Annotated in this window: 11 protein-coding genes; all 11 read right to left on the reverse strand. The window is 36.3% G+C overall.

What is annotated here, in order from left to right; genetic code table 11:
* Positions 1-467 precede the first annotated feature (467 nt).
* A complete protein-coding gene (locus tag J4Q03_RS09290) occupies positions 468-1154 on the reverse strand; it encodes a hypothetical protein (RefSeq protein ID WP_426047916.1) in 687 nt (228 codons plus the stop codon).
* Position 1155: 1 nt separating this feature from the next.
* Complete coding sequence (gene rfbD, locus J4Q03_RS09295) at positions 1156-2019, reverse strand: dTDP-4-dehydrorhamnose reductase (RefSeq protein ID WP_426047917.1); 864 nt, start codon at positions 2017-2019, stop codon at positions 1156-1158.
* A 74-nt stretch (positions 2020-2093) separates the two neighbouring features.
* A complete protein-coding gene (locus tag J4Q03_RS09300; RefSeq protein WP_426047918.1) occupies positions 2094-2579 on the reverse strand; it encodes an acyl-CoA thioesterase in 486 nt (161 codons plus the stop codon).
* A 63-nt stretch (positions 2580-2642) separates the two neighbouring features.
* Complete coding sequence (locus J4Q03_RS09305) at positions 2643-3146, reverse strand: OmpH family outer membrane protein (RefSeq protein ID WP_426047919.1); 504 nt, start codon at positions 3144-3146, stop codon at positions 2643-2645.
* Between the two features lie 66 nt (positions 3147-3212).
* The gene (locus tag J4Q03_RS09310) at positions 3213-3773 is read right to left on the reverse strand and encodes an OmpH family outer membrane protein (RefSeq protein WP_426047920.1); all 561 of its coding nucleotides are present in this window, start codon (positions 3771-3773) and stop codon (positions 3213-3215) included.
* Between the two features lie 9 nt (positions 3774-3782).
* Positions 3783-6320 (reverse strand): outer membrane protein assembly factor BamA, encoded by a 2538-nt coding sequence (gene bamA / locus J4Q03_RS09315; RefSeq protein ID WP_426047921.1) that lies wholly within the window; start codon positions 6318-6320, stop codon positions 3783-3785.
* A gap of 27 nt (positions 6321-6347) precedes the next feature.
* On the reverse strand, positions 6348-7097 hold the full coding sequence (locus J4Q03_RS09320; protein ID WP_426047922.1) for an isoprenyl transferase: 750 nt from the start codon (positions 7095-7097) through the stop codon (positions 6348-6350).
* A 5-nt stretch (positions 7098-7102) separates the two neighbouring features.
* The gene (locus tag J4Q03_RS09325; RefSeq protein ID WP_426047923.1) at positions 7103-7993 is read right to left on the reverse strand and encodes a DUF6089 family protein; all 891 of its coding nucleotides are present in this window, start codon (positions 7991-7993) and stop codon (positions 7103-7105) included.
* A 213-nt stretch (positions 7994-8206) separates the two neighbouring features.
* Complete coding sequence (locus tag J4Q03_RS09330; RefSeq protein WP_426047924.1) at positions 8207-10705, reverse strand: polysaccharide biosynthesis tyrosine autokinase; 2499 nt, start codon at positions 10703-10705, stop codon at positions 8207-8209.
* Between the two features lie 2 nt (positions 10706-10707).
* Positions 10708-11565 (reverse strand): polysaccharide biosynthesis/export family protein, encoded by an 858-nt coding sequence (locus J4Q03_RS09335; protein WP_426047925.1) that lies wholly within the window; start codon positions 11563-11565, stop codon positions 10708-10710.
* A gap of 28 nt (positions 11566-11593) precedes the next feature.
* Positions 11594-12721: a glycosyltransferase family 4 protein gene (locus tag J4Q03_RS09340; RefSeq protein WP_426047926.1), complete on the reverse strand. Its 1128-nt coding sequence runs from the start codon at positions 12719-12721 to the stop codon at positions 11594-11596.
* Positions 12722-12731: the final 10 nt, after the last annotated feature.

The following is a 12731-nucleotide window of genomic DNA, read 5'->3' on the forward strand; positions in this document are numbered from 1 at the left end:
ATCATAGAGAATCTTTTCTGTCGTTCTGCTCTCTATTTGCGGTTGCAAAAGTAATTATTTATTTCTTTCTGACCAAATGTTTCGAAGGAAAATTTTAAAGTTTTTTTAGTAACCTTAACTCCCTCTATCACCTTAATCTTTACTTACTCCTGCGCTCCGTTTAACCGGACTGCAAAGATACAAAAAAAATTAAACCCTGCAACTTTTATTTCTAAAAAATTGTTAAGCTACTTTTCCCCTGAATCTGTAAGCTATTATAAATAGTTATGCTTATCTAAAAGCTCTCCTGCGCTACTGTCATACTCTCGTTTTTCAGTGGGGCAAAGATAACAACTTATTCAAACGCAAAACAAACTTATTTAACATAAAGTTTACAATTCTGTAATATAAAACCATAAACAGCTGGTATGCAGGATGAAAAATTTTAAACTTACGTTTAATTTTTCATCCACATCAGTTAATAATGATTATTTATCTTTATTCTGAATGTAGATCAGGCTTAAAAACTCTGCGTATGATTTTTCCAATCCGATAATATCGCCGGATTTCAAATTTAAACCGCCTGTTCCGGAGGTATCTGATTTTACCTTTAGCGAGGAAATCTGAAAGTACAGGTTTTCATCATTTGTTTTAGGCTGAACCTTAATAGTAGAGCCTAAAAGCTTTTTTGTTGACAGGGTATACACTTCTCCCGGAATAATATCGAGAGTAATATAAGATCTAGGCGCAAGCAGATAGTCTTTCTTATTAATATTAATCTTCTGATCTTTATCGGATGAAGCAAAAACGTAAAGCTTTCCGTTCTGATTAATCAGCTTTTCTTTGGGAGTATAATATAAAGTAATCCTGTAGTTAGATGGATTGAAATCCTGAAGGGTACCATCTATATTTTCAAAGGGTTTTAATGAAAAGGTATTGGCTCCTATTTCTTTTGCTTTTTTATATATTAAGGAAAAAACAGCTGCATCATCTCTTGAAAATCCCTGGACTTCAATTTCTCCCAGATATTCGGCATCACTTGCAGCCTCTGTCTTTTTATACAGGAATTTATCTGTATTGTCGTTGGTTTTCTCAACTTTTGAAAGGTATACATTCTGTGCATTGCACAGATGGACACAGAATATGGAAATGGCAACTGCCAGGTTCTTGATCATATTATTGTTGTGTTAGTATTTTGACAGATTCTTCAAGACTGTTTTCCCAATGCTTAAGTTCTATTTTATACACTTCTTCTATCTTATCTAATGACATTGTACTTCTGGCCGGTCTTTTGGCAGGAGTAGGATACTGTTCTGTCGTAAGAGGATTCAGTTTTACTGAAGAGTTTGAAAATTCAGCAATTTTTTTAGCGAACTCAAACCAGGTGGTTTCCGGATAGTTTGAAAAATGGAAAATACCGAAGGTTTTGTTTTGAGTTTCGATAATAGCCATGATTGTTTCTGCCAGATCATTAGCATTGGTAGGCTGCCCAAACTGATCGGCTACAATTCCCAGCTCTTGTTTTTGAGAAAAGAGATTCAGCATTGTTTTAACAAAATTCTTATTGAACTCCGAATACAGCCAAGAGGTTCTCAGAATAATAGTTTTTGGATTGATTTCCAGAGCCAGTTCTTCACCTTTTCTTTTTGACTCACCATATACTCCGGTTGGATTGGTAAAATCATCTTCTGAGTAGGAAAGGTTGGTATCTCCATCAAATACATAGTCGGTGGAAACATGGATCAGGATACATTTATGATCTATACAGGCTTGGGCAAGATGGGCTACTCCATCAGCATTGACAGCAAATGCCTTATCTTTTTCTTTTTCGGCTAAATCAACTGCGGTATATGCCGACGCATTGATGCAGTAGTCTGGTTTATTGTCATAGAAGAAATCATTGACTTTATCTTCATCTGTAATATCCAGGACCTGAGAATCTGTAAATATGAATTCATAGGTATTTTCAAAATCAGGGGCAATTTTTCTGATACAGTTCCCCAACTGTCCATTGCTTCCTATTACTGCTATTTTTTTCATCTGCAATTTATTATTTTATTAAGATATACTGTAAAAGCACATGGCTACCAACGGTTATTTCCGGCATCACCTGATTACGAATTTTTTGCGTTCTGAGATCTCAGGAACTTCAGTCTAGGCTGGAAATCTTTCTGCTCAAGATCTACAAAGAACTTCCCAAAGGTTTCTCTTATGTCTTGGGGATGTATCTCTGATTTTCTTGTTTTAAGATTAAAATAGATCACTGTAACCCATAGTACGGCATGCACTGTTTTTTCATCCAGGCTTTTCATGAGTATTTCAACTTTAGCCGTTCTGTCCTGCACTTCTATGGTCTTACTGCTGATCACGACCTGGGTATTATATCTTACCTCTTTTAAATAAGCGATTTCATTTTGAATGGCAATCCATGTACATCCGGTCTTTTTGGTATATTCCTCGTATGTGAATCCATAAAATGTTTCTACATGATCTTCTCTGGCATTGAACATATAGTCTAGATATTTTACATTATTCAAATGTCCTATCGGATCACAATCGCTGAACCTTACTTTTACGGTCGTTGATACTTCTTTTTCCATAGCGCAAAAATAAAAAAACCGCCTTTAAAAGAGGCGGTTAATTTTTAAAACTTTGTTAATTTATTAGTTGATCCCTAATTCTTTCTTAACAGCAGCTGTAGCATCTGCACCAGCTTTGTACACTAATGCTCCAGCGTTCGCATCCATGATGAACTCGTATCCGCTAGCTTTAGCTACTTTCTCGATTGCATCGTTCAGCTTTTTCTCAATTGGTCCGAAAGCAACATCCTGCTTAGCCTGAAGATCTTTTTGAGCCTTCTCCTGCATTTGTTGGATTTCTTCTCCTAATTTTTTCATTTCTGCTTCTCTGGCAGCGTTTTCGTCAGCAGTTTTTTTAGGAGCTTCAGTTTGATATTGCTGAAATTTAGTTTGAGCAGCATCTGTTTTTTTCTTGATCTCAGCTTGTTTTGCATCTAAGAAAGCTTTTATGTCAGTATCTGCTTTTTTCTTTTCAGGCATTGCATTAAGAACTCCCATTAAATCTACAGTAGCTAATTTCTGAGCTTTTGCCATACTTACCGATACAACCATTATTACCGCGGCAAATAATACACTTAATTTTTTCATAATTGGTAAAATAAATAATTTAATTTGTTTTTAGATTTTAATTTTAAGTAAAAGTTAATTTTAAATTTACTTTTTACTCTTGCTGCTATTTTTTTCTTTCTTATCAGATGCAGCAGATCCTTTTAATAAGATAGTTAATACTTTTTCTGTGTAATCATATCTTGGCAGAAGGAAAAGCACATTGTTATCGGATTTATCAATAACCGTGCCCAATCCATTTTTCTCAGCCATTGTTTTAACAGCAGTCCAGATCTGATCCTGAAACGGAACAACCAGATTTGTTCTCAGCTTGGTAATTTCACCGTTGGCTCCAAAACGTAAGCTGGTCGTCGTTTTGATATTCTTTTCAAGATCCATTACTTCTTTTTCTCTGAGCTTTAACTGATCTCCTATCAACAATACTTTTTCACTTTCAAATGCTGATTTTTTTCTTTCGTATTCTGACTGCAGATTTTGAAGTTCTGACTGCCATGTATCGATCTGAGCATTCAATCTTGCTTCTGCTTCTTTGTATTGAGGCAGTTTATCTAAAATATAGCCCGTATCCACTATTCCAATTTTCTGGGCGTTTGAAAGTCCGAAAAGCAGGAACAGTACAGATGTGAAAATGATTTTAAAGTTCTTCATATATATGAATTATAATGATTGGTTCATCAGGAAGTGTGTTTTCCATCCAGATGGCTCTGTTCCGGAAACAGTTTTGTCAAATCCGTAAGCAAAGTCAAATCCGATCAAACCAAAAGCTCCCATATAAACTCTTACCCCAACTCCTACAGATCTTTTCAGCTGGAATGGGTTGTATGTACTCCAGGAGTTCCATACGTTACCACCTTCTGCAAAGGTAAGTGCATAGATTTTGGCTGTCTGGTTCATTGAGATCGGGTATCTTAATTCCAGTGTAAATCTGTTATAGATTGTACCTCCCCCTCTTTGGGTAATATCATCTATTTCTCCTCCGTATGTTGAAGCATTTTCATATCCTCTTAATGGAATCAATTCACGTCCGTCATATCTACCCCCAAATAAACCAGTACCTCCTACATAGAATCTTTCGAATGGCGGAGCCCCGAGTTTTTTGTTATATCCATCCATGAATCCCATTTCAGCGGAAGATCTCAGCACAAGTTTTCCTGCAACTTCATTATATACATCAGCCTTGAACTTTATTTTGTAGAATTCCATCCATTTATATTTGTCAACCGGTGACATGGTGGAGTAATCTTTATTACTGAACAATGAGTAAGGCGCAGTCATTTTTGCGGAAACTTCAATATTTGAACCCATTGTCGGGAAGATAGGGTCAATACCTGCTGAGTTTCTGCTTAAACCTAAGTTAAGACTTAAGTTATTGGCATCACCGTAGTATTCTGTAGTATCTCCAAACTGGAACGGATAGTTACTGAATTTATATTTCTGGAACTGGATTCCTGTATATAATGAGAAGTAGTCATCCGGCCAATTCAGTAATCTGTTCAGACCTACTGAAGCGGAGAATATATTAAGCTTTTGGTCAAGCCCGTTACTGTCATTATATTTTACTCTGGAAGTGTTTAAACTTACTGAAAGAGCAGTCGGTTTTGTTCCGAATAGCCATGGCTCTGTAAATGAAATACCATAGTTTTGGAAATACTGTCCTGCCTGAGCCTGGATAGACAAAGTCTGCCCGTCTCCCTGAGGTACCGGCTTAAAGTCTTTGAATTTAAGGAAGTTCTTTAAAGAGAAGTTATTGAACGTAAGTCCTAATGTTCCGATAAAGCTGTTACCTCCATAACCTGCCTGTAACTGTACCTGAGAAGAACCTTTCTCTACCAGTTTCCAGTTGATATCCACAGTATTATCCTGCTGATTTGGCTGAATATCCTGTCCTACCTGTTGTGGATCAAAGAAAGACATTCCGGCTAAATCGAAGTAAGTTCTTTTGATTTCTGTTTTCTTGAAAAGCTCTCCCGGTTTTGTTCTTAGAGCTCTGAGTACCACATGGTCATGGGTAGTTGTATTCCCCTGCCATGTTACTTTATTCCATGTAGCCTGCTCTCCTTCATTAATTCTGATTTCCAGATTTACAGCATCTCCTGATACGGATTTCTCTACCGGCGTTACGTTAGAGAAAAGGTAACCGTTATTCATGTACACAGATTTGATATCCGAGTCATCTTCTTTACCTCCGTCTTCTCCTACTTTTTTATTGAAACCTACGGCATCGTAGATATCACCTTTCTTATATCCTAATAATCTCTGTAAGTATTCTGTAGAATAAACGGTATTTCCGGTGAATGTAACATCTCCGATATAATACTTTTTACCTTCATTAAGTTTTACATTGATTTCATAATTATTTCTCTTGTTTCTCCATACGGAGTCCGAAACAATCTTGGCATCTCTATATCCTAAAGAGTTATAGTAGCTGATAAGACTCTGCTTGTCTTCCTGGTATTTTTCTTCAATGAATTTTGAAGATTTCAGGATTCCTCCGATACCTAATCTTCTCTGTTTGGTTTCTTTAAAAGCTTTTTTCCTAAGTTTTGCATCTGTAACGCTTGGGTTGCCTTCAAATTCGATATGGTCAATTTTTACTCTTTTGCCCTTCTCTACATTGATGGTCCAGTCTACCATAGACGGATCATTTGCATTCACTTTATCCTGGATGGTAATTTTGGCATCAGCAAAGCCTTTTTTCACGTAATCCTGAGGGACTTTAGTTTTAAGGCTGGAGATCAGGTTTTGGGTGATCTTTGTTCCAGGCTTTAGATTGTTGTCCTTTGTGAGTTTTTCGTTTTTAGATTTACCAATCCCTTTACCTGTGAATTTTACTTCTCCAAGTTCTTTAAGATCTTCAAGGTAGAATCTCAAAATTACGGTCTGCCCTTCAATACTCTGAACATAAACTTCAACTTCTGAAAAAGACTGGGTATCCCAAAGCTTTTTAACAGCATTGCTGATTTTCTGTCCCGGAATATCTACAGCTTCTCCTTTAGTTAAGCCAGTAAATCTTAAGATCTGTGCCGGCGTATATTTTTTTACCCCATCTACAACAATGTCTTTAAGAGTGTAAGTTCCTGCTTCATTTTCTGCGTGTACAGCATTATTTACTTTAGTGCTGTCCTGAGGAGTTACTTGTCCATAAAAATGCGCCGAAGCAGCAAACATTATGATGGGTAATAGTCTAAACTTCATTTTATCGAGTCTTTCTTTTCTTTAAATTTATTGGGCATTTATCTGTTCGCCAGTTAAGCCGTATCTTCTTTCTTTATTCTGATAATCAACAATACACTTGAAGAAGATATCTTTTGTGAAATCCGGCCACAGGACATCTAAAAATTGTAGTTCCGCATAGGCAATCTGCCAAAGAAGGAAGTTGCTTATTCTTATTTCCCCGCTGGTTCTGATCAGCAGGTCTACAGGAGGAAAGTCTTTTGTATAAAGGTAATTTTCGAATAGTTTTTCATCAATATTCTCAATATCAACTTTTCCTTCTTTCACATCGGAACTGATGTTTTTTACGGCATCTAATATTTCATTCTGTGAGCCGTAGCTTATTGCCAGCACTAAATTGCCTTTTGTGTTTTCTTTTGTAAGTTCTACCACACGTTCCAGCTGTTCTCTCACGAGAGAAGGAAGCTTTTCCAGGTTTCCTATAACATGCATTCTGAGTCCTTTGCTAAAGATCTCTTCGGCCTCCAGCAATAAGGTTTCCACCAGCAGATTCATCAGTGTACTTACTTCATCTGCGGGACGGCTCCAGTTTTCAGAAGAAAATGTATACAGTGTTAAATAAGGTATATCAATTTCATTACAGGCATTAATGGCATTTCTTACTGCATTAATGGCATTCTTGTGGCCGAAAGTTCTTTCTTCGCCACGTGTTTTTGCCCATCTTCCATTGCCATCCATAATGATGGCGACGTGTTTCGGTAAATTCTGAGAATTTATTTTATCTTTAATCAACGACATATTAGTTAATCACAGTAGCATGGAGGTCTTCCGAATGAATAGGTTAGCCCTAAACTAAAAGTATTCATCCAGTCCTTAGACCTTTCATCTCCTATATTTCTTTTGTTAATAAGTTCCTGCTCTCTTTCTTTAGAGACCGCATAATAGTTTCCTGACTGTAACAGTGAACCGCCTGTTGTGGGGTCCAAAATATCTGCATTAAAGCTGGACGTTACGTCTTTAGAAAGTATTTTGCTGTGATCAAGCTGATCCGTCAGCGTATATCTAAATGTAGCTTCTGCAAATATAGCCCAATTATGATTGAACTTATACTTTAAACCTACCCCAAAAGGGATATGCATTGTTACTTTTTTCCCTAATGAGTATTCCGGAGTTGATTTAAAATCCAGCTCATTAAGCGGAGCCTGAGCCACTCCGTCCGCATCTCTTCTAAAATCGTTTACAAGGGTAGCTTTAGGAGCATCAAACATCAAAGCACCAATACCACCGAAGATATAAGGGCTCACCATACTTACCTGTTCATTATTGACAGGGAAAAGGTTGTATTCGAACATTAAACTTGCCTCGTATACGTTATTTTTTCCGTATGAATTTCTATTCACTCTATATTCTTCTTTCGCAACTTTATCACTAAACTGGATCTGGTTGTATCCTAAGTCCAATCTAACGGTTTGATGCGGGTTAAAATTAAATCTGTATAATAAACCACCATAGAATGGGAAACCCCAATCTGACATTCTGTCTAAATCCAACGGCTTTTGTAAAATATAATTGGTCCTTCCTATGTCCCCAACAAGGTTACTCATTCCCAGACGAACTCCCAATTCGTTTCTTTGTGCTTTAACACTTACCACTCCAAGGAAGGCAAGAAAGCTAAACAATAATTTTTTATTCATAAAAGAATATGGATTTATGGTTATTTTAAAATTTAATTTTTGCAAATATAAAACATTTTTATATTAATGATATTCTTAATGTATAGTTAAAAATAAACAAAAAAACATAATTTGTTATAAAGTAAACGACAAAGTGCCAAAAATATTCTTTTTTCCTTAGATTACCAATACTGAATGTATAAAAAAACCCCCATTTGCTGAGGGTTTAAAACGCTATTTTTTATTAAATATTGTTTGGACCTTATTTCGTATTTTTATTAATAACGGCTCTTTATAATTTTTATCTTCATCAAAATAGCCGTAGCCATATCCGTAACCATAACCGTAACCATATCCATATCCCTGTTTCTTATTGTAGTCATTATATATAAGCCCTAAATGATTAATCTCTCCGTTATGGTATTTCTCAGTGATCATCTTCAGCATATATTTCTCGGTATATTCGTGACGGACTACATAAATATTGGCATCAGAATGTTTCATCAGCTCATAAGAGTCTGCTACTAAACCTACCGGCGGCGAATCGATGATAATGAAATCATATTTTTCTTTCAGCTCTTCCAAAAATCTGATATTCCTGTCGCTCATCAAAAGCTCTGAAGGGTTTGGAGGAATTGGTCCGGAAGTCGCCACATCCAGATTCGGAATTCTGGTTTTATTGATGATCTGTTCTATCTCCACTTCTCCAGTCAGGTAATTGGAGATACCATATTTATTATCAATTTTAAAATCTCCAAAGATCTTAGGTTTTCTAAGGTCCATCCCAAGCAGGATTGTTTTTTTATCACTTAACCCTATTACTGAAGCCAGGTTAATGGAAATGTATGTTTTTCCTTCTCCACCAATGGAAGAAGTCACCAAAATAGTTTTCCCTTTACCATCTTCTTTATTGTTTTCCATCAGGAATCTCATGCTGGCCCTAATTCCTCTGAATGCCTCTGATACTGATGATTTAGGCTGTTCCAAAACGGTAAGCATATTTTCGTTGCTGTTGTTCCCGATAACGCCAAGGAGCGGAATTCTTGTTGCACTCAACAGTTCTTTGATGTTTCGAATCTTGTTGTCCAGCACGGCTCCGATCAGAATGAATAGTAATGGCAGCATCAGTAAACCAAACATAATTGCCGATTTTATTGCTTTTACATTGGGTCCAATCGGAGACTGTCCCAAATTCTTTGCAGGATCTATTACTGTAATATCAGACTGGTTAGTCGCGACCTTCATCTGTGCATCATTCTGTCTGTTCAAAAGGCTGTTATAGGTTGCTTCAATCATATTGTAACCTCTTTCCGCATCCAGATATTTTCTTTCTTTTTCAGGATATGAAGTAAGATCAGAATTGGCTTCTGCTACCTGACGGTCTATCTTATTAATTTCATCATAATATTTCGTATAATAATTTCTCAAAGTACCTGATGAGCCCATTCTTGCTTCATTAATAAGCCGGTCTATTTCTTTCATAGGCTCAGAGTTTGGCTTATAGATGGTGGCCATTTCTCTTTTCTTCATATATAAAGCTTTGAGCTCTGTTACAGAAGCAGTAAAGAAACCATCTTCAAAACCTGCTGCATTGGTACTGATCATTTTATCAAAATCCCTGGCCTGCAGTGTATTTTTAATATTATTCAGTGAGCTGATTTTACTTACAATATCTGCTTTTCTGGCTTCAAGATCTTTTATTTTATCTAAAGATTTTTCATCTCTGTCTTTGATATTATAGAGCTTTTCAGAAGTTTTCAGGTAGTTCAGTACCGCTGCGCTTGAATCCAGTTTTTTACGGATACCATCTATATTGTTCTGAAGATAAAGGTCTGTATTCTTATTAACAATATTTTTGTCTGCCAGCCTTTTCTTCTGAAGTTCGGTTACAGATTTGTTTAAGAAATTCACAGTACTGTTAAGATTAAACCCTTTTTTGGTGATAATCATTATAGTACCAATTTCCTTATCAAATTCTACTCCAATTGTCGATACGATATCATTAACACTTTGATTCACAGAACCAAGCTTTACAATAATATTTTCAAATTTTATTTTAGGCTTGACTGTGTTTTTAAGCAGTCTAAATCTAAGATTTGGGGAATTATACCATTCGTTGATTTTTATGATCTTGTTGGCTGGTCTGTTATACCCATTTACGGATTGAAATCCTTCAGATTCATAACTATATAAATTGGTAGACTGCCCTTCTTCCGGAAGAATTACTTCATAAGAGTCTCCACCTTTTGGAATAAGGGTAATAGGATAATCAATCTGCTGAAGATGCTTTTTATCAACCTGCAGAAACACGGGAGAGTCTGTTTTATCAATATAGGTAGACTTGATCAATCCTTTGGTGGAATAATTCACAAAAAGATCAAGCTCTTTTACCAGAAACTCGTTGTGAGATCTTGATAATAGCATTTTTTTCAGATAAACTCCGTCCTGATTCCCATTCTGTCCCCAGATAAAGTTGATGGACTGGCTTGGGGTAAAATAGCTGGAGGTATTATTGGATATGCTCAGAGAAAGATCTGATGCATAAATATTCTGCGCATAATATTTGCTGTATACCCATGAAATAATGTAGCCGATAAACAGCATAAACACAAACCAATACCAGTTTTTGAGTATTCTTCTCAGAAAATGCTCAATGTCAAATAATGCAAACGATCCGTACTTTTCCTTCTGGGGCTCGCTCTTCCCTATTTGGGTGTCTTTGTCTGGAATCATGGTTAAAGGTTTTTAAGAAGCAGATAAATTGATAATGCTGTAGTAATCACCGATACCCCAGTTGTTAAAGTCTGTACAGGATCTTTTCCGAATCCGTTTAAACTTTTTCCTCTGGTATTCAGATAGATCTCGTCACCATTTTGTACGTAATAGTACGGAGAATTCATGATATCTTCGCGGGTAAGGTCTATTTTCGCTTTTTTTATTCCTTCAGGCAATTTTCTGTGGATAACGATATTGGTACGGTCAACAGTTCTGTTCAAACCTCCGTTAATAGCCAATGCTTCTGTAATAGTAAGCGTGTTTTTGTGCGCTACTTTTTCTCCGGAAAGACCTGTAGTTTCTACATCTCCCAGAATATAATAGGTGATTCCGTTTGTATTCAGCCTTACTTCAGCTTTTCCTTCCTGAAAGTTTTCATTCACTTTTTCCTGAAGCTCCTGAGTAATATCTTCCAATGTTCTTCCTTCGGCTTTAACGAATCCTATTCCGAATACATTAATATCACCTTTGGAATCTACCTTCAGTCCGTTAAAATAAAAGTTTATATTTCCACCAACTCCAGAACCGGAACCTCCGGTACCAAAACCTCCTACTGTAGAGTTATTGCCTCCTGCTCCTCCGGAAGAATTCAGAGATGAATAAAATTGTGCGGCATCTCCCTTGGGAGTGGTTACAATATTGAGGGTAAGAATGTCGTTCTTGGTAATTCTGTAAGTAGGAATATTGTAGGGAATAAGTCCTTCTTCATTAATCACCAGGCTTTCGCTTGGCTGCATATACCTTACATCTTTTTTCGTGATGCAGGATGTAATAAAAAAGGGCAATAATAAAAATAAATATTTCAAGTTCTTCATCATATTGGGATGTTATTTGCAAAAGTAAAAATTAAATTCTTATTTTCTTATTATTTCGTAAATGATAGATAAGATCTGGTAAATAAGCTCCAAAAAAGCCTAATAAAACAATGATCAAAAGAAGGAAATTTACATTGATATGTCTTAAATAATAGGCTACAGCTACAATCATCAGATAATAGACAATGATATAAAATGTGGAGCGCCTATGGGTAAGGTCCAGTTTCAGGAGCTTGTGATGAATATGGTTTTTATCTGCATCAAAAGGTGACTTTTTATTGCACAGTCTTACAATAATTACATTTAAGGTATCCACGATCGGCAGAATAAGAATAGCAACAGCCACTGCCGGTGCAGACTGCAGGTGATATCTCGGCACGTTGGGAAGCTCTCTGTCTATGAAAATATCAATAAAACAGATCGAGGTAAATGCCAAAAGGAAACCGAGAAGCATAGATCCCGTATCTCCCATAAATATTTTATTGGTCCTGTAATTAGATAAATTATAATATAGAAATGCCAGCACAGTACCTATAATGACAACTGATAGGACAACCAAAGGGAAATTATATTCTCCCAACCTGTAATAGCTTATTCCGAAAAGAGCGCTGCAGATCACAGAATAGCCTCCGGCAAGTCCGTCTATTCCGTCAATAAGATTGAAGGCATTGATGAGGATAATAAAAGTAATGATACTGAACAGTACACTTATGAAATAGCTCATTTCATAAATTCCAAATATTCCGAACAGACTTCTGATTCTAATATCAGATCCTATTACAGCCAATGCAGAAACCATAATCTGAGCCACAAGCTTCTTATAAGCTCTCATTACGACAATATCGTCCATCACTCCTATATACAGAAGGATAATTAACGAAGCAAATAAAAATTTGTAAAGATCGAAAAGCTCATACGCAAAGATGGATGCGCAGATTCCGATTGAGTAAAAAATGGCAATCCCGCCAAGATTGGGGATTTTTCTGAGATGCGAACTTCTTATACCCGGCTCATCCATAAGATTCTTTCTCCTGGAGATCTTAATGATGGTAGGAATAGAGAAAAAGGTAATTAAAAAAGAGAATAGAAAACCCAACCCTATTTTCACGTAAAAAATAGAAATTCCTGATTCGCTTAAGAACAATTCAAAATTCTTCATTTTTTTTTAT

It is taken from the genome of Chryseobacterium sp. NFX27, assembly GCF_049887855.1.
Classification (GTDB): Bacteria; Bacteroidota; Bacteroidia; order Flavobacteriales; family Weeksellaceae; genus Chryseobacterium.